The 23,833-nt window shown below is 47.4% G+C and carries 26 protein-coding genes and 1 riboswitch; of the genes, 22 read left to right on the forward strand and 4 right to left on the reverse strand.

Going from position 1 to position 23,833, the window contains the following annotated elements; all coding sequences use genetic code 11:
- Positions 1-28 precede the first annotated feature (28 nt).
- On the reverse strand, positions 29-700 hold the full coding sequence (locus HMPREF0083_RS03495; protein WP_021619650.1) for a response regulator transcription factor: 672 nt from the start codon (positions 698-700) through the stop codon (positions 29-31).
- 237 nt (positions 701-937) lie between these two features.
- Positions 938-1,156: riboswitch (cobalamin riboswitch) on the forward strand.
- A gap of 268 nt (positions 1,157-1,424) precedes the next feature.
- On the opposite strand from HMPREF0083_RS03495, the gene HMPREF0083_RS03500 reads away from it, so the two are divergent.
- Genes HMPREF0083_RS03500 through cobA form a run of 15 tightly spaced genes read left to right on the forward strand, consistent with a single transcriptional unit; the run spans position 1,425 to position 15,968 of the window.
- A complete protein-coding gene (locus HMPREF0083_RS03500) occupies positions 1,425-2,180 on the forward strand; it encodes an energy-coupling factor ABC transporter permease (protein ID WP_021619651.1) in 756 nt (251 codons plus the stop codon).
- A gap of 2 nt (positions 2,181-2,182) precedes the next feature.
- A complete protein-coding gene (locus tag HMPREF0083_RS03505; RefSeq protein ID WP_021619652.1) occupies positions 2,183-2,494 on the forward strand; it encodes an energy-coupling factor ABC transporter substrate-binding protein in 312 nt (103 codons plus the stop codon).
- Complete coding sequence (cbiQ, locus tag HMPREF0083_RS03510) at positions 2,478-3,260, forward strand: cobalt ECF transporter T component CbiQ (protein WP_021619653.1); 783 nt, start codon at positions 2,478-2,480, stop codon at positions 3,258-3,260. The genes HMPREF0083_RS03505 and cbiQ overlap by 17 nt, the downstream gene beginning before the upstream one ends.
- A gap of 22 nt (positions 3,261-3,282) precedes the next feature.
- Complete coding sequence (locus tag HMPREF0083_RS03515; RefSeq protein ID WP_040301378.1) at positions 3,283-4,128, forward strand: energy-coupling factor ABC transporter ATP-binding protein; 846 nt, start codon at positions 3,283-3,285, stop codon at positions 4,126-4,128.
- Positions 4,129-4,133: 5 nt separating this feature from the next.
- Positions 4,134-5,741, forward strand: a complete 1,608-nt coding sequence (gene cobJ / locus HMPREF0083_RS03520) for a precorrin-3B C(17)-methyltransferase (protein WP_040301365.1) — start codon at positions 4,134-4,136, stop codon at positions 5,739-5,741.
- 36 nt (positions 5,742-5,777) lie between these two features.
- Positions 5,778-6,704: a sirohydrochlorin chelatase gene (locus HMPREF0083_RS03525; RefSeq protein WP_021619656.1), complete on the forward strand. Its 927-nt coding sequence runs from the start codon at positions 5,778-5,780 to the stop codon at positions 6,702-6,704.
- 2 nt (positions 6,705-6,706) lie between these two features.
- Positions 6,707-7,501, forward strand: a complete 795-nt coding sequence (gene cobK / locus HMPREF0083_RS03530; protein ID WP_021619657.1) for a precorrin-6A reductase — start codon at positions 6,707-6,709, stop codon at positions 7,499-7,501.
- Positions 7,485-8,135, forward strand: coding sequence for a precorrin-8X methylmutase (locus HMPREF0083_RS03535; RefSeq protein ID WP_021619658.1), 651 nt, complete (start codon positions 7,485-7,487; stop codon positions 8,133-8,135). The genes cobK and HMPREF0083_RS03535 overlap by 17 nt, the downstream gene beginning before the upstream one ends.
- 5 nt (positions 8,136-8,140) lie before the next feature.
- Positions 8,141-9,247 carry a cobalt-precorrin-5B (C(1))-methyltransferase gene (locus HMPREF0083_RS03540; protein ID WP_021619659.1) on the forward strand — a complete coding sequence of 369 codons (1,107 nt, stop codon included), beginning with the start codon at positions 8,141-8,143 and terminating at the stop codon, positions 9,245-9,247.
- The gene (locus tag HMPREF0083_RS03545; RefSeq protein ID WP_021619660.1) at positions 9,226-10,434 is read left to right on the forward strand and encodes a bifunctional cobalt-precorrin-7 (C(5))-methyltransferase/cobalt-precorrin-6B (C(15))-methyltransferase; all 1,209 of its coding nucleotides are present in this window, start codon (positions 9,226-9,228) and stop codon (positions 10,432-10,434) included. Before HMPREF0083_RS03540 ends, HMPREF0083_RS03545 begins: the two co-directional genes overlap by 22 nt.
- Positions 10,435-11,142, forward strand: coding sequence for a precorrin-2 C(20)-methyltransferase (cobI, locus tag HMPREF0083_RS03550; protein ID WP_021619661.1), 708 nt, complete (start codon positions 10,435-10,437; stop codon positions 11,140-11,142).
- Complete coding sequence (cobM, locus tag HMPREF0083_RS03555; RefSeq protein WP_021619662.1) at positions 11,142-11,918, forward strand: precorrin-4 C(11)-methyltransferase; 777 nt, start codon at positions 11,142-11,144, stop codon at positions 11,916-11,918. Before cobI ends, cobM begins: the two co-directional genes overlap by 1 nt.
- Positions 11,915-13,060, forward strand: a complete 1,146-nt coding sequence (locus tag HMPREF0083_RS03560) for a cobalt-precorrin 5A hydrolase (protein ID WP_021619663.1) — start codon at positions 11,915-11,917, stop codon at positions 13,058-13,060. The genes cobM and HMPREF0083_RS03560 overlap by 4 nt, the downstream gene beginning before the upstream one ends.
- A 20-nt stretch (positions 13,061-13,080) precedes the next feature.
- Complete coding sequence (locus HMPREF0083_RS03565) at positions 13,081-14,499, forward strand: cobyrinic acid a,c-diamide synthase CobB (protein ID WP_021619664.1); 1,419 nt, start codon at positions 13,081-13,083, stop codon at positions 14,497-14,499.
- Positions 14,496-15,968, forward strand: a complete 1,473-nt coding sequence (cobA, locus tag HMPREF0083_RS03570) for a uroporphyrinogen-III C-methyltransferase (RefSeq protein WP_021619665.1) — start codon at positions 14,496-14,498, stop codon at positions 15,966-15,968. The genes HMPREF0083_RS03565 and cobA overlap by 4 nt, the downstream gene beginning before the upstream one ends.
- Before the next feature lie 66 nt (positions 15,969-16,034).
- On the opposite strand, the gene HMPREF0083_RS03575 is transcribed toward cobA, so the two are convergent.
- Positions 16,035-16,268, reverse strand: a complete 234-nt coding sequence (locus tag HMPREF0083_RS03575) for a hypothetical protein (protein ID WP_040301366.1) — start codon at positions 16,266-16,268, stop codon at positions 16,035-16,037.
- Between the two features lie 168 nt (positions 16,269-16,436).
- On the opposite strand from HMPREF0083_RS03575, the gene HMPREF0083_RS03580 reads away from it, so the two are divergent.
- The 3 genes from HMPREF0083_RS03580 (at position 16,437) to HMPREF0083_RS03590 (ending at position 17,829) form a co-directional block, all read left to right on the forward strand.
- The gene (locus tag HMPREF0083_RS03580; protein ID WP_040301367.1) at positions 16,437-16,973 is read left to right on the forward strand and encodes a helix-turn-helix domain-containing protein; all 537 of its coding nucleotides are present in this window, start codon (positions 16,437-16,439) and stop codon (positions 16,971-16,973) included.
- Positions 16,974-17,069: 96 nt separating this feature from the next.
- Complete coding sequence (locus HMPREF0083_RS03585; RefSeq protein WP_021619668.1) at positions 17,070-17,447, forward strand: STAS domain-containing protein; 378 nt, start codon at positions 17,070-17,072, stop codon at positions 17,445-17,447.
- A gap of 103 nt (positions 17,448-17,550) precedes the next feature.
- Positions 17,551-17,829, forward strand: coding sequence for an HU family DNA-binding protein (locus tag HMPREF0083_RS03590; protein ID WP_021619670.1), 279 nt, complete (start codon positions 17,551-17,553; stop codon positions 17,827-17,829).
- Positions 17,830-17,933: 104 nt separating this feature from the next.
- Here the strand turns inward: HMPREF0083_RS03590 and HMPREF0083_RS03595 are convergent, their stop codons facing one another.
- Positions 17,934-18,596: a PspA/IM30 family protein gene (locus HMPREF0083_RS03595; protein ID WP_021619671.1), complete on the reverse strand. Its 663-nt coding sequence runs from the start codon at positions 18,594-18,596 to the stop codon at positions 17,934-17,936.
- Positions 18,593-18,886: a hypothetical protein gene (locus HMPREF0083_RS03600; RefSeq protein WP_040301368.1), complete on the reverse strand. Its 294-nt coding sequence runs from the start codon at positions 18,884-18,886 to the stop codon at positions 18,593-18,595. Before HMPREF0083_RS03600 ends, HMPREF0083_RS03595 begins: the two co-directional genes overlap by 4 nt.
- A gap of 419 nt (positions 18,887-19,305) precedes the next feature.
- On the opposite strand from HMPREF0083_RS03600, the gene HMPREF0083_RS03605 reads away from it, so the two are divergent.
- The 4 genes from HMPREF0083_RS03605 to HMPREF0083_RS03620 all read left to right on the forward strand — a co-directional run bounded on the left by HMPREF0083_RS03605 (position 19,306) and on the right by HMPREF0083_RS03620 (position 23,648).
- Positions 19,306-19,995 carry a serine/threonine-protein kinase gene (locus HMPREF0083_RS03605; protein ID WP_021619674.1) on the forward strand — a complete coding sequence of 230 codons (690 nt, stop codon included), beginning with the start codon at positions 19,306-19,308 and terminating at the stop codon, positions 19,993-19,995.
- Positions 19,996-20,022: 27 nt separating this feature from the next.
- Positions 20,023-20,856: an EcsC family protein gene (locus HMPREF0083_RS03610; RefSeq protein ID WP_021619675.1), complete on the forward strand. Its 834-nt coding sequence runs from the start codon at positions 20,023-20,025 to the stop codon at positions 20,854-20,856.
- Between the two features lie 354 nt (positions 20,857-21,210).
- Complete coding sequence (locus tag HMPREF0083_RS03615) at positions 21,211-22,227, forward strand: glycine-rich domain-containing protein (RefSeq protein WP_021619676.1); 1,017 nt, start codon at positions 21,211-21,213, stop codon at positions 22,225-22,227.
- Between the two features lie 50 nt (positions 22,228-22,277).
- Positions 22,278-23,648 carry a sigma-54 interaction domain-containing protein gene (locus tag HMPREF0083_RS03620; protein WP_245191309.1) on the forward strand — a complete coding sequence of 457 codons (1,371 nt, stop codon included), beginning with the start codon at positions 22,278-22,280 and terminating at the stop codon, positions 23,646-23,648.
- Positions 23,649-23,833: the final 185 nt, after the last annotated feature.

Raw genomic sequence — 23,833 nt, forward strand, 5'->3', positions numbered from 1 at the left:
ACTCCTTTATCTGGGATGGATCGTACAATTATTGTACATTTTCTATCCCCAGTTCTTTTAGATAGAGAATGGCCTTAGATCGTTCATTTGTTCCAATTTTAGTGTATATAACGCTGATGTAATTTTTAACGGTTCCTTCGCTGATGAACAGGGACTTGGCAATTTGGCGATTGCTCATGCCCAGCAGCATCAGGCTAGCAATTTCCTTTTCACGTTCTGATAGTTCAATTCCCTGTTCCTTTAATCGTTCCGTATGAATGGCGCTTTGCGCCTGGGAGGAGAAGTGGGAAAGCCGGGCTGCAAGCTTTGCGGCGATAACTGCCGGAAGCATCATCTGACCACGAGCGGCATCACGGATGGTAGCAATGAGCTTATCTCCCTGCATATCCTTTAGTAAGAAGCCGCTAGCTCCATTCGCCAGTCCTTCTATAATGTATTCATCTTCAGCAAATGTAGTTAGAATAAGGACAATTGTTTGCGGGAATTTTTTCTTAATTTTCTTGGTGCTTTCGATGCCATCCATAACAGGCATTTTAATATCCATCAATACAATATCAGGCATAAGCTCATGCACCATTTCATATGTTTCCTGACCATTCCCGGCCGTCCCGACAACGTGCATATCATCTTCAAGATCAAGTATCGTTCTTAGACCTTCACGCATGAGTGTTTGGTCATCTGCGATAAGTATTTTAATCATGTCAGGTATCTGCTCTCCCTACAGAATTTTTCTATATGTAATTATAATACTGTTTTACCAAGTAAGCGAGATGGGAAGGAATTTAGAACATAGATTTTTATTACTACAGATGGAGTATGTATATAGTCTATTATAAGGAAATGCAAGTCGTGGCTATATTGGGAAGCGCTTTCTGAAAAATACCCTTGCGGTATAGCATTATTTTGTATTTCATGTTATGATTGGCTCAATTTCAATTGCATAATTAAGCTTTGCGGTGCCTGAATTTTCGACATTTTGCAGTATGTTGAACTGGAAGGCATAATAGGGAAGTCGGTGCAAGTCCGACGCGGTCCCGCCACTGTAATGAGAGGAACTTTGCCAGTGCTATACCCACTGTTTCGCCTGTGAAATGGGAAGGGTGGACAAGGTTTGCTTACTCTAAGCCAGGAGACCTGCCGTGAAGAGCAACACTGTCAGACCACGCGGATGGGTAGGTGTTCGAAGGGGCATATACAGGCTATATACATTAACCATTGTGCACTTTTGTCTACCTGAGCATCTTTTCCGTGGGAAGAGATGCTTTTTTAATTGGGCAAGAAACGATATGCCGCTGTATAGCTATAAAGTGATATATCGTTTCTTCCAATCGTATCATTTGAAAAATTCGCAAGGCGTGTGCCAAACGGCAACGTCGGCGAGGCTTTCCTGTTTGCAAATCAATATAGAAAGATGGGGGAGAAGGATGAAGAAGAAGCGCATGCTTTCGGGAATTGGCGTGATTTTGCTGTTCGCTTTGTATTTCGTATGGAATGAACCGCAGACCGCCTACGCGATGCATATTATGGAGGGATTCCTGCCGGTGAAGTGGGCCGTTTTTTGGTGGATTGTGTTCCTGCCTTTTTTCCTGCTAGGCCTTCGTTCATTGACGAAGCTGACAAAGGAAAAACCGGAAACAAAATTGCTGCTGGGGCTGGCCGGTGCATTCACGTTCGTGCTGTCCGCCCTTAAGATTCCATCGGTGACAGGAAGCAGCTCACACCCGACAGGAACCGGATTGGGTGCTGTTTTGTTCGGGCCATTGGTTATGACGGTGCTTGGCACGCTTGTATTGTTGTTTCAGGCGTTACTATTGGCACATGGAGGATTAACAACACTGGGTGCGAATGCCTTTTCAATGGCAATCGTAGGTCCGTTTGTGGCATATGGGGTGTATCGAGCAATCATTCCTACAGGCAGGCAGCGGCTGGCTATTTTTCTGGCGGCGGCTCTGGCTGATATGGCTACATATGTTGTAACCTCCCTTCAGCTTGCGCTGGCTTTTCCTGCGGCAAGCGGCGGTATAGCAGCGTCCTTTATAAAATTTGCTGGGATTTTTGCGGTAACACAGGTTCCGCTTGCGATTAGCGAAGGATTGCTGACAGTATTAGTGTGGAACTGGCTGGTCGCCTATAATGGACAGGAAATGGCGCAGCTTCAATCTATAAAACGGGGAGCATAGCGATGAATAAACCAAAGGGTTGGCTGAATGTTTTGATTGTGCTGGCAGTGGTTGCGCTTGTCGTATTTCCGCTGATTATCGTGAAGGACTCGGAATTTGGCGGTGCGGATGGAGCAGCGGAAGAAGCGATTACGGAGGTGGCGCCGGGTTATGAGCCATGGTTTCAGCCGCTGATGGAGCCGCCGGGCGGCGAGACGGAGAGCCTGCTGTTTGCGCTTCAGGCGGCGCTTGGTGCCGGAGTTATTGGCTACGCTATCGGCTACTATAAGGCGCGGTCCACGAAACGGGAACGTTCGGATGAGCATTCAGCTTGACACGATTGCGTACACGAACCGCCTTCGTCACATTTCCCCGGGACAGAAGCTATTGTTTGGCCTGGGGATGCTTGCATTTGTGCTGCTGGCGCACACGCCTGCACATGTTGCTGTATTCGTATGGATGAGCATCTGGATTGTTGGCTATGCGAATGTTCCGGTTCGTACGTATATGAGTTTAATCGGGGCGATAGGTGTATTTTTGGCGCTTAGTCTTCCCCCGATTATGCTGGAGATCTCTCATCATCCGCCTGCAGAGCCTGCAATCTTTCATTTTGTTGCAGGCACTTGGTATTTATATGTGAGTATGAATGGCGTAAAGGCAGCAGGTATCCTGCTGCTTCGTTCGCTTTCTTCGGTATCTTGCTTATACTTTATTCTGCTGACCGTACCGTTTACCGAGATGCTGGCTGTTTTGCGGCGAATCGGCATTCCAGAGATTTTGACGGATTTGTTGCTTGTGATGTACCGGTTTGTATTCGTATTTTTGGAGACGGTAGGGCAGCTCTGGACAGCCCAGCAGGCACGGGGTGGCGGTCGAGGCTTTACAGGGAAAATGCGGGACGCCGGTAGGCTGGTAACCCGGCTCTTTACCCGCACGCTGCAGCGCTACCAGCAACTGTCCATCGGGCTTGCGGCACGAGGCTTTGAAGGAGAGTTGCGTGTCATCTCGCAGGTACCGGTATCTATATCGAAACGGTATGCAACAGAAGCCATTGTCGGATCTGTGTTGCTGGTGACTTTTGAATGGTGGACAGGAAGGTGATAGATTCGTGTGGTTGGTAGAGATGGAGGAGGTATCGTATACGTATCCCGGAAGCACCAAATCGGCATTAGACGGAATTACCATGCGGATTCCGAAGGGAAAGCGCTGTGCACTGCTTGGCCATAATGGATGTGGTAAGTCGACGTTGTTCCTGCATATGAATGGGATTTACCGTCCACATAGCGGAACGCTTAATTGGAATGGGGAGCCGTATACGTACAATCGTGCATCCCTGGCTGAATTGCGACGGCGTGTCGGATTAGTATTTCAGGACCCGGAGCAGCAATTGATTGCAAGTACGGTAGAGGAAGACGTATCATACGGTTTGTGCAATGCCGGAATGCTGGAAGCAGAGGCGGTACGTAAGGTACAGAGTACATTGGCGCGGTTTGGTCTCGATGATTTGCGGGAGAGGCCCGTGCACCATTTAAGCCTGGGTCAGAAAAAACGGGTAGCACTTGCAGGTGTGATGGTATTAAGGCCGGAGTTGCTGTTGCTGGATGAACCGACCGCGTATCTTGATCGTCTGCATACGCACCGATTGTTAGAAGAATTGGAAGCGATTCATCAGGAAGAAGGTACAACGATGCTGATGGCGACACATGATATTGACCTGGCTTATGAGTGGTCGGACTGGGTGTTTGTGATGCACGAGGGACGATTAGTGCTGGAAGGCACACCGGATGAAGTATTTGCGAAGCGTGAAATGCTGGCAGAGATGCGCCTAGGTGTACCGTTGTTGTTCGATGTATGGGACGCGTTAGGACCTTCCTTGTTGCCTGATGTAACGGAGCGGCCCCGTACAGCGCTGGAATTGAAAAGTCGGCTGGAGCGCTATGTGATAGAGAACAAACGAAAAATGAGGTGAATCTCATGAATGAAAAAATCGGAAAAGTGTTAATTATTGGATTCGGACCAGGAAGCTTCGACCATATTACGCAACGGGCCCGCGAGGCAATTGAGGAGTGCGAGGTTATCCTTGGATATACCACTTATGTTGATTTGATACGCGGTCTTTTACGGGAAGAGCAGACGGTTATTCAGGCAGGGATGACAGAGGAGGTCGGACGGGCACAGGAAGCGGTCCGTCAGGCGAAAAAAGGCAAGACGGTCGGCGTGATCTCCAGCGGTGATGCAGGCGTATACGGCATGGCCGGACTTGTATATGAAGTGCTGATGGAACAAGGATGGACGGAGAAGGAAGGCATTGGCGTAGAAGTTATTCCCGGCATTTCAGCGATTAATTCATGTGCATCTTTGCTGGGAGCACCGATTATGCATGATTCCTGTACGATTAGCCTGAGTGACCATTTGACCCCGTGGGAGTTGATTGCCAAGCGGGTAGAGGCAGCGGGCCAGGCTGATTTTGTTATTGCGCTGTACAATCCGAAGAGCGGTCGCCGAACGCGACAAATTGAAGAAACACAGCGGATTCTATTGAAGTACCGCTCACCAGACACACCGGTCGGATTGGTAAAAAGCGCATATCGTGATCGCCAAACGGTGATTATTACAGATCTTGCTCATATGCTGGATCATGAAATCGGGATGCTGACAACCGTCATTATCGGTAATAATTCGACCCGGCTGTATGATGGCAAAATGATTACCCCGCGTGGTTACCAACGCAAATATACGCTGAATGCGGAAAAACAAAAGCTGGCTCCTCATCAGCGTTTGCGGGAAGAAAATGAGCCGTGGGCGCTGCATAGCGTTGTGCCGGAACAAAAGCCGTCTTCGGTATCATCATGGGATTTGGCGGAAGAAGCGTTAAGCCGCTTGCATGGTACTTCACCAGATCCGTCTCCGCTGGCTGATGCGGGATTTGTACAAGAAGCGATTTTTGAATTTGCCGTCTCGCCAGGGGTTGCTAACAAGAAGCTGAGTGCGCAGCAAATGCTCGTACTGGCAGAGATTGTTGGTGAGGAAGGTTCCATGGAGTATACGCCGCATCATCAGATACTTGTCAGCGTACCGACGACAAACCCTGAACAGATCACGCAAAAGCTCACAGAGGCAGGCCTGCTGGTGCAACCAATCGGAGACGTCGTTACGATCAAAGCTTGTGATTTTTGTGATGGGGAGAAAACGGATTCGATTCCGTATGCAGAGCGTATACAAGAACTGTTAGGTGGATTGAATGTGCCGAAAGAGATGAAAATCGGCTTTAATGGCTGTGGTATGGCATGTTACGGTGCTGTAACGGAAGATATCGGGATCGTATTCAGGAAAGGCAAATTTGATTTATTCCTTGGAGCGAAGTCGATCGGCCGCAACGCCCATGTAGGTCAGCCGGTAGCGGAAGGAATTGAACCAGCAGAGATTGTCGGCCTGCTGGAGCGAATTGTTCAAAAGTATAAGGAAGAAGGACATCCGAACGAGCGCTTCCATAAATTTTTCAAGCGTATAAAAGAGATTGAAGGATTTGAACACCGGGATGCACCGGTTCAAGTTCTAGTCGATGCAGTCTGCGGAGATTAGAAATATACGAATACATAAAAGGAGGCGTTGTATCGCATGCAAGCAGTGCTGTTTGTGGGGCATGGAAGCCGGGACCCGCAAGGAAACGAAGAAATCGTGCGGTTTGTGGATGGAATAAAGGAAATGATGACAGTTCCTATTATTGAGACGTGCTTCCTAGAATTCGAAGCACCGGATATGATTCAAGGGCTTACGGCATGTGTAGAGCGAGGAGCCACGCAGGTTGCTGTCATTCCGATGATGCTGTTCGCAGCCGGACATTCGAAAATACACATCCCTGCGGCAATTGATGAAGCGCGGACAAGATACCCGCATGTCCAGTTTATTTATGGGCGTCCGATAGGAATCCATGATGAAATGTTTCGTATCCTTAGCTTCCGTTTGACAGAAGCGGGATTGGATATAGAAGAAGAAGCAGAAGATACAGCCATCCTGGTGGTCGGACGCGGCAGCAGCGATCCGGATGCTAACAGTGATGTATGCAAGCTTTCCAGAATGCTGTGGGAGCGTCTTCATGTGAAATGGGTAGAGACCTGTTTCATCGGGGTAACCCAGCCTTCTGTAGAGGAAGGGATTGCACGTTGCCTGTCACTAGGGGCCAAAAAGGTTGTGCTCATCCCGTATTTGCTATTTACTGGAATCTTAATGAAACGGATGGATGACAAGCTAGAGCAATTCCGTACCGAGTACCCTGAGCGTGAATTCATGATGACAGATTATATCGGTTTTCATCCTGGATTAAGAACGATTTTCCTTGATCGTGTGGAGGAAGCGCTGCAGGATGAAGTGAAGATGAACTGTGATACGTGTCAATACAGACTGTTCGCGGTCGAACATATGGATTTGCATCATGATCACGATCATCACCATGATCACCATCACCATCACGGACATTCGCACCATCACGAGTATGATCATACACATCATGATCACCACCATCATGAAGAAAAGGAAAGGGTGTAAACATGATTCTAATTCTTGCAGGCACGAGTGATGCGAGAGAACTGGCAATGCTGGTGCAGCAGGAGGGCTATCCGCTGCTGACGACCGTCGTTACCGAGAGTGCGGCAAAAAGCATGGAGGAAGCGGGACTGCCTGTACGCGTCGGGCGAATGGATGCAGAAGAGATCCGCAAACTCATCAAGGAGCAGCATTTTCAAGCGGTTATCGATGCAAGTCATCCATTTGCAGAAGAAGCTTCCCGCAATGCACTTTCGGGCGCGAGATTGGCCGAAGTTCCGTATATTCGTTATGAACGTGCATCGATGGAAGAAAAGCCGCATCCGCTTATTACGATGGTAGACGATTATGCGGAAGCGGCCGCGGTGGCAGCAGAGCACAAAGGCGTGGTCATGCTGACGACCGGCAGTAAGACATTGCAGGTTTTTACCGAGAAGTTAATCAACCTTCCTGATATACGATTGATTGCGCGTATGCTGCCCCGTAAAGATAACATGGAAAAATGCGAGCAGTTGGGCGTTGAGCAAAAAAACATTGTTGCCATTCAGGGACCTTTCTCAAAAGAGTTGAATGCCGCATTGTACAAGCAATACGGCGTCACGCTGATGATTACGAAGGAAAGCGGAAAAGTCGGATCGGTGGATGAAAAGCTGGAAGCTGCGTTGGAGCTTGGTATTCCAACGGTTATGATCGCGCGTCCTAAAATCGAATATGGTACTGTGTTTTCCGAATTTGATCAAGTAATACAAGCGTTAAAAGAAAAACTGGAGGAGGAACAAACCGATGGAATTCCACACTGAATTTAAGCCGTTAACTGTACAGCCACAGGAAATTGAAGGAAAAAGCTTTGAAATAATTACGGAAGAGATAGGGGAACATCCATTTACTGAGGATCAATACCCTGTTGTTCAACGGGTCATTCACGCATCTGCTGACTTTGAGCTTGGTCGCAGTATGCTTTTTCATCCAAACGCGATCGAGGCAGGTATTCAAGCTATCCGTGAAGGACGGAAGCTTGTGGCGGATGTACAGATGGTACAGGTCGGCATTAGCAAGCCGCGCCTTGAGAAATTCGGAGGCAGCGTTCATGTTTACATCTCTGACCCGGATGTAATGGAAGAAGCGAAACGCTTGAATACGACCCGTGCTATCGTGGCGACCCGCAAAGCGATTCGGGAAGCAGATGGTGGTATTTTTGCAATCGGGAATGCGCCCACAGCGTTGCTTGAATTAATTCGTTTGGTAAAAGAAGGAATAGCTAAACCTGGACTTATCATCGGTATGCCTGTCGGATTTGTATCGGCGGCTGAATCGAAAGAAGAGCTTGCGAAGCTTGACATTCCTTTCATTACGAATGTAGGACGTAAAGGAGGAAGCACGGTCGTAGTAGCGGCGGTGAATGCGTTGTCGATTATGGCCGAGAATCGGGGGTAATCGGCATGGTGGGCGAAGAAAAACCGATGCGTCATGGTTATACAACAGGATCGAATGCAACGGCGGCTACAAAGGCCGCCTTGCTTTCGCTTATCCGTCAAGAATCGGTAGTGGCTGCGGAAATCCTCCTTCCAATCGGGGATAGGGTCACCTTTCATATGGATAGTGTGGCCTACAGCGAGACAAGCGCTGAGGCGCAAGTCATTAAAGATGCAGGGGATGACCCGGATGCGACCCACAAGGCACGCATCATCTCGACAGTATGCTGGAAGGAAGAGCCCGGCATTACGTTGGATGGCGGTACAGGCGTCGGGCGCGTTACGAAGCCTGGTCTGCCTGTACCCGTTGGCGAAGCGGCGATTAACCCCGTGCCGCGTCGCATGATTATGGAGACAGTACAGGAAGTGATGAATCAATATGGAGTACGGCAAGGTGTCCATGTCGTCATTTCCGTTCCCGACGGCGAGGAGATCGCCAAGAAGACGCTGAATGCCCGGCTGGGTATTATCGGCGGTATTTCTATACTTGGCACGCGTGGCACGGTTGTCCCTTTTTCGACTGCGGCGTTTAAAGCGAGTATCGCTCAGGCAATTAGCGTAGCAGTAGAAAGCGGATGCGACCACCTTATTGCCACGACAGGAGGACGTAGTGAAAAATTCGCCATGAAATTGTATGAAGGCTACCCGGAAGAAGCATTTATCGAGATGGGCGACTTCGTCGGATTCACATTGAAAATGTGCAAGAAATACGGAATTAAACGTGTCGGCCTCGTCGGCATGATGGGCAAGTTTTCCAAAGTGGCGCAAGGCGTCATGATGGTGCACTCCAAAAGCGCTCCTGTAGATTTTGGTTTTCTGGCTACAGTCGCAGAAGAAGCAGGCGTACCTGAAGACATTATCGCACAGGTTCGGGAGGCGAATACGGCTTCCCAGGTCGGTGATTTGATGCATGAGCATGGGTATGGCGCGTTTTTTACGGTACTGTGCCGTCACGTATGCGAGTCAGGTCTGAAAGAAATGGGCGGCGATGCAGAAATAGATACAACAATTATTACAATGAAAAGCGAGATTCTGGGAAGGGAGAGAGTGGATTGCAGAATGCTGTCAAAGTAATCGGCATCGGAGATAACGGAGCGGAAAGCCTGCTCCCCCTCTATCAGCAGTGGGTGGAAGAGAGCGAATTGCTCGTCGGCGGCGAGCGGCATCTTGGCTTTTTCCCTGAATATCAAGGAGAAACATTGCAGATCAAAGGCGGACTTGGAGCCCTTGTGACCAAAATTGCCGAATCCGGCAAAAAAACAGTCGTACTGGCGTCAGGAGATCCTTTATTTTACGGGATTGGTTCGTATCTTGCCAAAAAGCTGCCCGTTGAAATCTATCCTGGTATCAGCTCTATTCAACAGGCGTTTGCCAAAATGGGAGAGAGCTGGCAGGATGCTGCATTCCTGAGCGTTCATGGACGCAGCATGAAAGGATTGGCACAAAAAATTGACGGACGCTCAAAAGTATGTCTGTTGACGGACGCAGAGAACGATCCGGCGGCAATTGCCCGCTATCTTCTCTCTTTCGGCATGACCGAATATGAAGCGTTTGTAGCGGAGAATCTCGGCGGAACCGAAGAAAGAACTCGTTGGATGACGCTTGAGGAGATGGCGGATACGGAGTGTTCGTCTTTAAATTTGGTCATACTGAAACAGCAGCAGGTAGGGCCTGTCTGGCCGCTGGGCATTGCGGATGGTGAATTTTCCCAGCGCAAGCCGGATAAAGGCCTGATTACGAAACGGGAAGTTCGCGTATTGAGCTTGGCGGCGCTTGAATTAAAACCTGACAGCATTGTATGGGACATTGGTACATGTACCGGATCGATGGCGATTGAAGCTGCCCGCATTTGCCGGGAAGGCGAAGTGTATGCTATTGAGAAGAACGAGGGCGATCTTGCCAACTGCCAGGAGAACATGAAGAAATTCCGCACCGATTTCACTGTTGTGCATGGACGTGCACCTGCTGGGCTAGAAGAATTTGCAGACCCTAACGCCGTATTTATTGGCGGCAGCGGCGGGGAGATGAAGGATTTACTGCATATTTGTTGTACACGGCTGAAGCCGGGCGGACGCATCGTGCTGAATGCGGCAACGATTGAGACGCTGTATGAAGCCATGCAGGCGTTTGCAGCAGAAGGCTTTGATACGTCCGTAACGCTGGCTCAAATTTCGCGCAGCAAACCTATCTTACATATGAACCGGTTCGAAGGATTGAACCCTATCTATATCATTACAGCGAAGCATAAGGAGGAGAGCTAGATGACAACAGGGACCTTGTATGGCGTAGGGGTGGGACCGGGCGACCCGGAACTTGTAACTGTGAAAGCCTACCGGATTATGAAAGAATCTCCGGTTATTGCCTATCCGCGTAAACGAAAGGGAAGCAAAAGCTACGCGTATGCGATTGCCGAGCAGTATATCGATCAACGGGATAAGGAGATGCTAGGGCTCGTATTTCCGATGACAAAGGATAAAGCGATTCTGGAGCGGGAGTGGAACCAGACTGTGAGTGAGGTGTACGAACGGCTGGCACAGGGACGGGATGTTGCGTTCATTACTGAAGGTGATCCGATGCTGTATAGTACGTTCATTCATATGATGCGTCTCATGCAGGAAAAGCATCCTGACATTCAAATCGTATCCATCCCGGGTATCTCTTCTGTAAACGGTGTTGCTTCACGTCTGGGCCTGCCATTGGCAGACGGGGACGAGCATGTCGCCGTCATTCCAGCAACAGACGATCGGGAGCAGATGCGACAGGCATTATTAAATCACGATTGTGTTGTATTTTTGAAGGTTGCTAAAGTGATTGATTTGATGATCGATGTGCTTGCTGAGCTTGATTTGCTCAACAAGGCGTCCGTTGTGACCAAGGTTACGTCGGGTGAGGAGGTCGTTTGGCCGAATGTTGCAGATTTAAAAGGGCTGGATCTTGAATACTTAACACTCATGGTGGTGAGAAAATAATGAAGGTATACATTATCGGAGCCGGACCGGGCGACCCGGACTTAATTACAGTAAAAGGGCTCAAGCTTCTTCAGGAGGCGGAAGTCGTATTATGGACCGATTCTCTTGTAAATGAAGAATTGGTTGCCAAGGCAAAGCCGGGGGCAGAAGTATTGAAAACAGCTGGCATGAACCTTGAAGAAATGGTCGATATCATGGTTGACCGGGTGAAACAGGGCAAGCGTGTCGTCCGTGTTCATACGGGTGATCCGGCGGTATATGGGGCCATTCTGGAGCAGATGGTTCTTTTGAAGAAGAACGGAGTCGAATATGAGATTGTGCCGGGCGTTAGTTCCGTTTTTGCAGCGGCAGCAGCAGTTGGTGCAGAACTAACTGTGCCGGACTTGACACAGACGCTGATTCTTACGCGTGCGGAAGGAAGGACGCCGGTACCGGAGCGGGAAAAGCTGCATGATCTTGCTTCGCACCATTGTACTGTCGCTTTGTTTTTGAGTGCTACACTTGTTAAGAAAGTAGTGGACGAATTCTTATCGGCGGGATGGAGGCCGGATACACCGGTAGCGGTCGTATATCGAGCTAGCTGGCCGGATCAGAAGATTGTGCGTTCTACGTTGGAGACATTGGGAGAAGATATGCGTGCACACAATATTCGTTCACATGCGATGATTCTTGCTGGCTGGGCATTGGACCCGGACATTACGAATCGGGACGAATTCCGCTCCAAGCTATATGATAAGGAATTTACCCATCGCTTCCGGAGAGGTATTACATCATGAACCGCACAGAGACGACTGTAATCGAACTGACGGAGGGTATCGTCCCAGACATTCGTCAGACGGGACGGTATGCGATTGTTGCGATTACAAAACACGGTGTGGAGATGGTGCGTTCGCTTATGAAGAAATTTCCCGACGCGGATGTATATTATATGAACAAATTCGCCCGTGGCGATGAAGAGGAGCTGGGAATTCAACTGTTTACCGGTTCGGTACGGCTATTGTTTCCCGCATTGTTTCCTGCGTATGACGGTCTCATCCTATTTATTTCCCTTGGCGCAGTCGTACGTATGATTGCTCCCGTATTGAAAGATAAGAAGACCGATCCGGGCGTCGTCGTCGTTGATGACAGGGGACATCATGCTATCAGCGTACTATCAGGGCACTTGGGCGGAGCCAATGAATTGACGAGAGAAGTAGCTGCTTTGCTGGGTGCACAACCGATCATTACGACTGCATCTGATGTACAGAAGACGATCCCGGTAGACTTATTCGGCCGCAGATTCGGCTGGACTTGGGACCCGATGTCCGAAAAGAAGCTGACACCGGTCAGCGCCTCCGTGGTCAACGAAGAGCACGTGGCAATTGTACAGGAATCAGGCGAAAAAGATTGGTGGATGCATGACACGCCGATGCCTTCAACGTTAAGGATTTACGATTCTATTGAAGCGGCAATGACTGCGTCTCCGAATGCGGCACTCGTGGTGACACACCGGCAGTTGCGAGCAGAGGAAATGCCGATTTTGGACAATGGCGTCCTTTATCGGCCTAAAGTCATTGCACTTGGTATTGGATGCAATCGAGGAACATCCGCGGAAGAAATTGAGAATGTCATTCGGGAGACGCTTGATGGACTTGGATTTTCTTTTCAGAGCGTAAAAGCAGTTGGGACGATTGATATAAAGAAGGACGAAGAAGGCTTGCTTGCAGTATGCAGAAAGTACGGATGGGAATTCGTTTGTTATACACCGCAAGAATTGAACGAGATGAACATAGAAGAGCCGTCGGACACGGTATTTAAGTTCACAGGTGCATACGGCGTAAGTGAACCGGCCTGCAAACGTTATAGCGGGCTTAAGAAGCTTGCCCTAACGAAGCGCAAGTCAGGCAACGTGACCATTTCAGTTGGCGTACTCGCATAGCGTGTGAAGGAGGAGTGGATATGGGCAGCAAACGAATCATCGTTGCCGGAACGGGAAGCGGTGCGGGAAAAACGACGGTTACTATCGGCCTTATGGCGGCATTCAGAAAAAAAGGCTTGGTCGTACAAGGATTTAAGTGCGGACCAGATTATATTGACCCAGCATATCACACAGCCATTACCGGCCGTCCCTCGCGCAATTTGGATAGCTGGATGCTTACGGAGGATGTTGTACGTGGCGTGCTGTCCCGCGCAAGTGCCGATGCGGATATTTCTATAATAGAGGGTGTTATGGGTCTATATGATGGAAAAAGCCCGGTAGAAGATAACGGAAGTACGGCTGAAATCAGTTTGCTAACACAAACACCGGTTGTGCTTGTTGTAAACGTGCATAGTATGGCGCGCAGTGCGGCGGCGGTCGTAAAGGGATTTCAGGTATTGAATCCGAACGTGCCTATTGTGGGTGTGATTGCCAACCATGCGGGAAGCGAAGGGCATGGTGAGCTGATTCGGCAGGCGGTAGAGAAGGAGTGCGGCATTCCATTGTTAGGTACGCTTGTACGTACACAGGAGATTCGAATTCCAGAGCGTCACCTAGGCCTTCTGCCAGCTGTAGAGCGAGGAGAACTGGAGCCGTTATTCGAGCAATTAGGTGAGATGGTGGCGCAGCGCATTGACATAGACCGATTGCTTGCCTTAGCTGAAGCTCCACCGCTCCGATTGGATGAGAGTGCGTCTCACTTATTTCCTGCGGCGAAAAAACGTAAGCCAACCGTACGTATCGCAGTAGCAAAGGATGCGGCATTTAATTTCTACTACCCGGAGAATCTCGAAATGCTTGCGGAAGCAGGCGCAGAATGTGTATTCTTTAGTCCGCTGGCTGGAGAATCCGTGCCTGACGGGATAGACGGGCTATATATTGGCGGAGGATTCCCGGAAGAATTCGCAGCGGAGCTGGCAGAGGCAGAGGAAAGCCGCGCCTCGGTGCGCAGGGCAATTGAGAATGGAGTGCCTACGTTCGCAGAATGCGGGGGCTTTATGTTCCTGACGGATGAAATTATTACGACTGATGGCCAGCGTTACCCGATGGTCGGCATCATATCTGGACGCACACGTATGCAGACGAAACGGGCGGCGCTTGGATATCGAGAGGCGTATGGGATGGAAGGGAACTTTCTGCTACATGAAGGCGAGACGGCACGCGGTCATGAATTTCATTATTCGACGTTTGAGCCGGATGAAGAGCTACCGCACGCTTATGAGGTACAGAGTCGATTTGGCAAGAAGCAGGAAGGTGTGCTATGTGAGAATGTAGTAGCGGGTTATACACATCTTCATTTCGCTTCTGCCCCTTTAGTTGTGGAACATTGGATAGATGCCTGTCTTGCCTATCAGGAGAAGCGTACGGCATCATCCGCAAGTAAAGGAGGAGGCCAATGAGCACAGGTAAAGTATATCTGGTCGGAGCAGGACCAGGTGATGAAAAATTAATTACAGTACGTGGTCTGGAGTGTCTCCGCAGGGCTGATACAATTGTCTATGATCGTCTCGCCAATCCCCGTCTGCTGCGGTTTGCCAAGCCGGATGCAGAATTCATTTTCTGCGGCAAATTTCCTAAGCATCATACGCTGCGTCAGGAGGCCATCAATGAACTTCTTGTACGCAAGGCGCGGGAAGGAAGGCAAGTGGTACGTCTGAAAGGCGGCGATCCTTCCGTATTCGGTCGTGTAGGAGAAGAAGCAGCGGAATTGGTCAGCCACGGGATTGAATATGAGATTGTTCCAGGCATTACAGCGGGCATTGCTGCCCCGGCGTATGCCGGTATACCAGTAACACACAGAGAGTACGGCACAAGCTTTGCCGTAGTGACCGGACATGCCAAAACATCGGATGGAAAGCCTTCTGTAGATTGGATGTCGCTCGGCGGGATTGACACGCTTGCGTTTTATATGGGCGTCAAGAACTTACGGTATATATGTGATAGCCTTATTCAGCATGGCCGTCATCCGCAAACTCCGGTTGCATTAGTGCGATGGGGAACGATGGGTGGACAACAGACCGTGCAGGGAACGCTTGAGACGATTGTACACAAGGTTGAGGAAATAGGCCTGGAGAACCCTGCTATTACGCTTGTGGGCGATATTGTCGCCTTACGGGATCAAATCCGTTGGTTCGAGAATAAGCCACTATTCGGCCGCCGTATTCTAGTAGCACGTACCGGAGGAGAGCAGGGGAATCTGGCAGATGCGCTTTCTGATAGAGGGGCAGATGTTATTGAATATCCGTACTTTTCTGTATGTGAACGAAGTGATGAATCAACAGCAGAAATGATGGTCCGAAGCGTCGAATACGAAAGAATTTTGTTTACTTCCCCGGAGAGCGCCGCTTTCTTTTTTGCGGTATATCGGCGAAACGGCAGGGATATTCGGGAGCTTAAGGCTACATTTTATACACTCTCTCGGCGGACGGGACGAAAGCTGCAGGAAATGGGCTTTGCTTCGAAAACTGTGGAACCCTTCTCCGCTTCGAATAAGTGGTTGATCATCGGAGAATCCAGTATCCTGGAGAACCGGAAGCAATATGAGAGGGAATGGGGCGCCTGTGACTTGCTGGCGTTATACGATAAGAAAGAATGTCGGGAATACAATGCTAATATGGTGCGACTGCTTCGTGGAGCATCAATCGATACGATAGTCTTTCCAAGTGCAGCTTCTGTAGATATACTGATTCGGTACTTAGAACGCGCAGAAATAGAGCCTCATGATATACTTTCTACAGCCTCGCTTGTTTGTATGGGCGACAGGACAGCCGAAGCTATCCAGGCAGCCGGTTATTTAGCAGAACAGGCAGCATCCCCGACACTTGAATCGCTGATTGCCTGTCTTGTCACAGAAAAGGTGAGTGAATAGGCCACTTCTTCGGGGAGAATCCGGTACAAAAATATGGGGGCCTTCATTTTTGTACCGTTGTTTTCCCTATTTGTACGCTTTTCCTTTGGTTAGAATACAAGGTACGCCGAATCCGACTGCTCCGGGTTCGGCCATTTTCTTAATATAGGCCAGACCGCGTTCACATTGTTGTTTGCATACGATACATTTATCAACGGTCACTACTTTCATATTGAAACGATTGCGTTCATCGGGTGATATTTGATATTTGCCCCTGTTGGTTGGTTTTTTGTTCCCCGGTTTTTTGTTCGCCTTTGCCATGACTTTCTCCCTCTCTTCTTCAAGGTTCCTTTGTTCCCTGATAGTGTATGAAAAAAGGGCCTGTCCCGACATTCCATTGAAGCGGATTCAGTAAAATGTCATTGACAAAAACAAAAAATATAAATACGATTGTTATCGAAAATGATAATAAATGGAGAATGAATGGTTATGAAAGAATCTAAAGCTGATTTGCTGCTGCACCCGGTGCGTATGAGAATCATTCAGACAATGGCTTCCCATGGCTCCCAGACGGTACAGAAGATTGCTGAAAGGCTGCCTGACATTCCGCAGGCTACCCTTTACCGCCATCTTAATAAATTATTAAAAGGCGGGATTCTCACCATTGTCGAACAGCGTCAGATTCGAGGTGCGATAGAGAAAGTATATGCATTGGAAGCGCAGGGGGCCAACCTGACTCCAGAGGATATGGCCAACGCGTCGCGCGATGATCATATGAAATATTTCACCACATTTCTTGCTGTATTAATGGGCGATTACGGCAGGTACCTTGCTCAAAATCAATTAGACATGATAAAAGATGGAGTGATGTATCGGCAGGCAAATATGCATCTGACCGATGAGGAATTTCAGGAATTTCTTCAGGATTTAGTTGCTGTATATAAAAAAGCAATGGATAAAAAGCCGGGTGAAGGGCGCAGAGCGAGAAACGTAAGCACCATTATTATTCCAGCCCCGGATAAATAATATATTGCATGAGCTTGTGGAGCAGGGAAGGAAAGCTGGAGGCGTTTCTTCCCTATTAGTATCCAGTATAATTATCGATAAAAAATAACGGGGGCATTGAATCCTATTATTCCTGTTTTGGAAAATATTATTGTTATTCTGCTCATTGGCAAGTATGATGATAGAAGGGCAGAAGAATTAATTATTAGGACACTTGAAATAGCAAAGCAGTATCAGGCCAAATTTATGGTTTTGGGTGTTGCGGTCTTGACAGAATGGAATGACTATTATATTCATATGTTAGACCGTTTAACAAATGCGGTTCGGCTAATTGGAGCCTCGGTGATTTTGGTGGGAATTTCTCCGTCACTTGGCGTACAGCTCGTGCATTTTGCTTTTGATCCAGAAGGGATAGCATGCTTTTCTACATTGAAGCATGGCATCTATTATTGGCTTTTGATGGAAGGCTTTAGCATCATAAAGAACGAAAAATAAAGAAAAAAAGTTCTTTCTCTTTTATAATAATGTTTAAAATGGCTAGCATTTTGGAAGAATGGGTATTAGAATAAGAGATTCCACTGCTTAAAGGAGGATACATATGAATAAAACAGAACTAGTTGAAAAAGTAGCCGAAAATGCGGAAATGACAAAGAAGCAAGCATCTCAAGCTGTTGATGCGATTCTGAGTTCTATTTCGGAAGCGCTCAAGTCAGGTGAGAAAGTTCAGCTTATCGGGTTTGGTAACTTTGAAAGCCGTGAGCGTGCGGCTCGTAAAGGACGTAATCCGCAAACAGGAGAAGAAATTGAAATCGCAGCTACGAAAGTGCCTGCATTCTCACCAGGTAAAGCATTAAAAGATGCTGTAAACGGCCGATAGGCAGACAGATAGAAAAACTGTCGCGGAGATTTCTTCGCGACAGTTTTTTCATGCGAGGGGAATTGAGAGATTGCGAGGCAGAAGATTTAGTATAGGCGTAAAAGCTATTGCCGCTCTGCCTTTAATTGCTGTAGGGCTTCTTCTACCTTTACATTTCGTTCCTCGTTCCGCATTTGCTCTTCTAGGGAACGATATGTAGGACGCATATAGCGGGTTGCTTCCGCCTCTGTTTCCATCATCATTACCCGTTCTTCGATGCGAGAAAAGCCTTTGGCGGCGTTCTCCGTATCGATAGAATACAAAGCGTAATTCATCTGTTTGCTTGCACGCGCTGCATTGGCACGGGCCAGCAGGGTTGCTTTTTTATTTCGCATTTCATAGAATTTATCTTTTAGCTCTTGCAGCTGTTCACGTAACAGAATGGTTTGCTGACGTGCGCTCTCATATTGCTGCTGGTACTCTTCTTTTTTGCTATCGCAGATGAGCTTGTCTTCCAATGCGCGCCGGGCAATTGATTCATCCCCGGATTCTACTGCTAGACGTGCCTGGCGTTCCCGTTTTTCGCTACGGGCTTCGGTTTCCTCAAGCATCATCTTCCATTTCTTTTCGACCGCAATTTGACGGGCGATAGCAAGCTCTGCTTTTGAAATTTCACTTTCCATATCTCTCATATACTGATTAAGCATCGCTACCGGATCTTCCACATGATCAAGTACTTGGTGCATTGTCGCTGTTGTAATATCACGTACGCGTTTGAACAGGCTCATCGGCTTGTCCCTCCTTGATTCATTTCTTTTTCCCATAAATCAATTTCATCGGCATGATGTGTCGTCTTGGTTTCGAATGGATGGTGTGGCATCATATCATGAAATGGGTTCGATGGCGGTTGCGTCGGTCTCTCTCCTTGTGCTCTCTTAATGATATTCCAGCCTACATAGATGAAGAGCCCGGCGATAAACAGTGGGATGAGAAATCCGAGGTTTAAAATGCCTAACATCATAACTGAACCTATGCCCACCATCCCCATTCCGAAGAGGTAGGAGCCTTTCTTCCTCATGTACATGCCTCCTTTTTCTTTTTGTTTTGCGTGTTCTGCTCTTGTCTATATAATATCCTGGCTAGAATCTTCGCATAACGGGCGGTCGTTTGATTTTCACTACGTCCCAAGACGGAGAAGGAAGTCGGCCTTAAGTCAAATGCAACAAATTTCACTTTTCATTTTTCCGACAGGTATAATATAATGAGTATAGGTACAATATGAGGACATGGATGCCTCGCATATAAGGGGAGTAGCTACCGGACATGCGCCGGTCAGCATATCGTCAATACAGCGGCATGTTCCCGCTCGGTATGCTGAGCCCATATTTTTACGTAGGGTAAGCAAGACCTTCACATTCTTTCAGATTTTTCTGGAGGTGTGTGAAGGTCTTTTTTTGTTAATTATATTACAAAATGTGGAAAGAAAGGTTGTGAACGATGACCTGGAAGCAGATTGTTCCGCTCATGGAACAGGTGAAGATTACAGCGGTCGGCGACAATGAATTGGTACATGTCGTATATGTACCGGAGGGGATAACATGTGTAGGAATCGGTACGGATGCGGCAGTTTTCGTGCATATGGAATATCCGCTTTATGCGTACAAGGTGTACGCTCCGGGAAGGGAAAAGAAATTGGAGAATGAAGAGAAAGCCTACCGGACGTTGGGTGAGAATCCATACTTCCCTCATTTTTATGGTAAAGGAACCAACTTTATTGTACTGAGCTATGAACAGGGAACGAATCTGTATGATTGCCTTATTCAAGGGATATATATTCCGAGAAGCGCTGTCAAACAGGTGGATAAGGCGATCCAATACGCACGTCAACGAGGACTGAATCCGAGGGATATTCACTTGAAAAATATTATTCTTCAGGATACCGGTATACGGCTTATCGATGTGTCGGAATATGTAAGGGAGGGAAATGACAGACGTTGGGAGCACCTGAAAGAAGGATACCGGCTGTTCTACCGCTTTATTTCTCGCAAGAAAATTCCGCGTCCGGTAATTGAGTTTGTGAAGAAGCGGTATGTAAAACAGCAAGGTCCTGGCTTTTCGGTTAAGGCGTTTGGCGCTTCGTTATTCCGAAAACTGTTTCGTGGTAAGGAAAGGAACTTCTCGCTGTAAAAACATAAATGAAGAGGAGTAGAGCGTATGGACACATGTGGTTATTTGCAGGAAGAACTGGAAAAGGTGAAAAAGTGGGAAAATGAACAGAAAGATTTATGGTTTTGGGAAAAGCTGGGCCGTATTCCGTTTACGCTGCTCGATCGTATTACTCCAGCCTTCATACATGAGAAAATCGGTCAGGCGCTGGATGAAGTAGGAAGCTATATTCAGACAGGCGGAAGATATCTCATTAGTGAGCGGGAAGTATTGGCGCGCTTTCCGATGCAATCTTCGAACGGTAGCGTGTTGCGGGAAGTGCTTCAGATAGGAGATGTTGCGGAACGCCCGCTGCAGGATATGGATAAAGTAGCTGAAGAACTGCAAAACTCGCGTAAAAAGATTGCAATTTTTCAGGGAGCAACAACCGGAATCGGGGGGATTTTCACACTCGCAGTCGATATTCCGGCATTGCTCGGACTGTCACTGAAGGTATTGCAGGAGATTGCTATTGCATACGGATATGATCCGAAAGAGCGGGAGGAGAGGCTGTTTATTGTTAAATGCATGCAGTTCGCCTCCTCTGATGTAGTCGGTAAGCAAGCGATTATTGATGAATTGTCTGCGTATGAGGAGGGACAGAAAAATACGCATACGCTGTCCCAGTTGCAGGGTTGGCGCGAGGTCGTGCTGGCATATCGGGATAACTTCGGCTGGAAAAAGTTATTTCAAATTGTGCCTATAGCTGGTATTGTATTTGGGGCTTACCTGAACAAGTCTACAATCGAAAATGTGGCTGAAACAGGCATGATGCTTTATCGTAAACGCCGCATCATGGAAAAGCTTACGCATGCATCCCCTGAATCTGGACAAGAGGTATAGGGAAAACTCATGGTTGCCTAAAAAAGGTGGTTCCATCAAATGGAACCACCTTGGCTTGTGTATGGGGTTTAAATTCGGGAAATTCCCAGGCAAATAAGAACATATACCGACGCAATTAGTGACATGGTCATAAAAAGCGTAAATATTGATTTTAACCGATTCATTCTATTCCCCGCCTTATTCAATCATTTGCACTATATTATTATAGGGGGAACATAAAAGATGATCTAGCGCAACTTTCAAGAAATTAATGGAACTTTAATTCTGAATTTTACACATTTGTTACTTTGTTTGTATTTTTGCGTATAGTTAAATATAAAGGTACTACATTATGTACATGAGGAGGCGAACCTAATGGAATGGAGCCTGGCAATTATTATATGTTTGTTAGTAGCATTTTTTATATTACTTAAGCGAAGTCGCAATTCCAAAAGGGCAACAAGAAAATCAGAAACAATAAAAGTTCCGCGTCGCAGCGTTCCAGAAAGTTTTAAAAAGCCGATTCCGAAACAATTGGGCTTGCTTCCCCATGCTCCGTTGTATGAAATGGCGGGGCGGTTGGATGGCGTGATGGATGGCGAATTTGGCCGGTTGGTTAAGACGAGAGTGATGGCCAAGCACCCGGATTGGACGGAAAAAATGTACAGTTGGATTTTATTTGAGTGGAAACGGTATTTTTTGATGGCGTCGTTGTATAAATCCGTGCCGATGTACAGCGAGGATGTGGATGAAATCTGGCATGAAATGCTGATGTTTACACGTGAATATGAAAAGCTTTGTGTATCTGTAGCAGGTGAGATGATTCACCATGAGCCGAATATCGAACGTAAACCAGATTCTGAGGAACGCGCGCTTTTCGATGTAATGTACAGTTTGTTATTTGAAGTGCAGTCTGCTAGCTGGGATATATGGGGGAACTTCTTCCGCTCGCCGCTGAGCCGGGAGACAGCTCGCAGGTTAAGCGAGAGAGGGGAGGCTGATATTCATGCCATGCTATTTCGTAACCATCCAGTCGTAGCGGAAGCAACCCGTCATTTGGCTGATCGTTTGCATGAAATGCTGAAGGAAGCTGCTTCTAATTCATCAGACTTTGCCAGGAAAGCGAAGAGCAAAACCCATTATGGTAATCTGGAGAAAGTAGCGGTGGTAGTCATTCTGTATTCGCTGTTGAGCACAACGGATTTCGAAAGAGAAATACAATTTATGCTGGGCATGGAAATACAGAGTAAAGCCGCGGCTTCCGGCGCTGCAAGCTCCGGCTGCTCAGCGTATACGTCCGGTGGAGGTAACAGTTGCAGCTCAAATAACGATTGTAACGATAGCGGAGGAAGTAGTTGCGGAAGTAGTTGTGGTGGCGGTTGCAGCAGCTAGGTAAGTAGGGCGCGGAAGCACTCTCTTTGCAATAGATGAGAAGGGGAGGGATGAACAAGGTGAAGCTAGAGAAGCATCTGCTATCTATATTGGAATCACTGCATGATGCGGTATTGGTCATTAGTAAAGACAGTACTATCGTTTATGTCAATACGGCATACTCCGTACAGTTTGGTGTACCCACCCATAAAATCATTAATCGAAAACTGAGCCAGGTTGAGCCTGAAGCCCGTATTCTTGAGGTTATAAAAACGGGCCAGCCGCTAATCAACGATTATAGCTACTTGCACTCCCTCAATGTCCATATTTTTGCCAATATTACACCGCTGCTCGAAAAGGGAGAGCTGATCGGAGCAGTTGCTATTATGAAGGATATTAGCGAGTTTTATGGACTACAGGAAGAGCTAAACAAGTATAAAACATATTCAACCAAGTTAGAGGAGCAACTGCATGAAAAAATCTTTTCTCTCTTGGAAAGCCATGCGCCCGGCATGCGGCAGGCGGTAAACGTTGCCAAAAAGGTAAGTGATTCAGAAGCGACGTTGCTATTGTACGGGGAGACAGGGGTCGGAAAAGAAGTATTTGCCCGCGCCATACACGAGGCCAGCCCGCGAGGAGAGGCACCGTTTGTTGCTATTAATATGGCATCCTTGCCAGAATCGTTATTCGAAAGTGAGCTATTCGGTTTTGAGGAAGGAGCGTTTACCGGTTCGCGAAAAGGCGGCAAGAAGGGGCTCTTTGAGCTGGCTGATGGCGGCACTTTGTTTTTGGATGAAATCGGAGAGCTTTCCCTCTTCCTGCAAGCGAAAATTCTTCGTGTGCTACAGGAGAAAGCATTCATGAAAGTAGGGGGAACGGCTACTCATCCTCTCGATGTGCGCATTATTGCTGCTACGAATAAAAATCTACAGGAATTGATTCGGGAGGGGAAGTTTCGGGAAGATTTGTATTACCGATTGAATATTGTGCCTATCCATATTCCTCCTGTACGTGAACGAAAGCAGGATTTGCCCATTCTAATTAACAACATACTGGGAAAGCTTCGTATTACCTATAAAAAGCAGGTAACTGTGACGCAGGAAGTATACGAGATATTCGAACGGTATGATTGGCCCGGTAATGTGCGGGAGTTGAATAATGTACTTGAGAGAATGATTGCGATCTGTTCAAAATCATATTTTGTTCCGGAGGATATTCCTTCCTTTGTGCGCGAAGGGGCCGAACGGGAAGAAAGCATCGCAGATGGTACAATGCAGAATAGGACAAATAAGATGAATCTTCCTGGCATTATTGAGAGAACGGAGAGAGAAATGCTGGAGGAAGTATTGAAAACAAGTCGAACGCGTACGGAAGCTATTCAAAAGCTTGGCATTAGTCGTAAAGCTTTCTATCAAAAATTGAAAAAGTATAATATCAAATAAAGTGTTTTTTCTAGGGCTTTTATTTCACTAGATTCTTGTAGAGTGGGCATTTGGTAAATTTCTGATTTAAAGATAAAATGTGTATCCTTAAGAAATGGTTATATCTTAAAGAAACAAAAATATATCCTAAAGAAACGTTTTTTTGTCTCCTTAAGATATAAAAAGAAACCGATAAAAGAAAAATC

The organism is Aneurinibacillus aneurinilyticus ATCC 12856, from assembly GCF_000466385.1.
Taxonomy (GTDB): domain Bacteria; phylum Bacillota; class Bacilli; order Aneurinibacillales; family Aneurinibacillaceae; genus Aneurinibacillus; species Aneurinibacillus aneurinilyticus.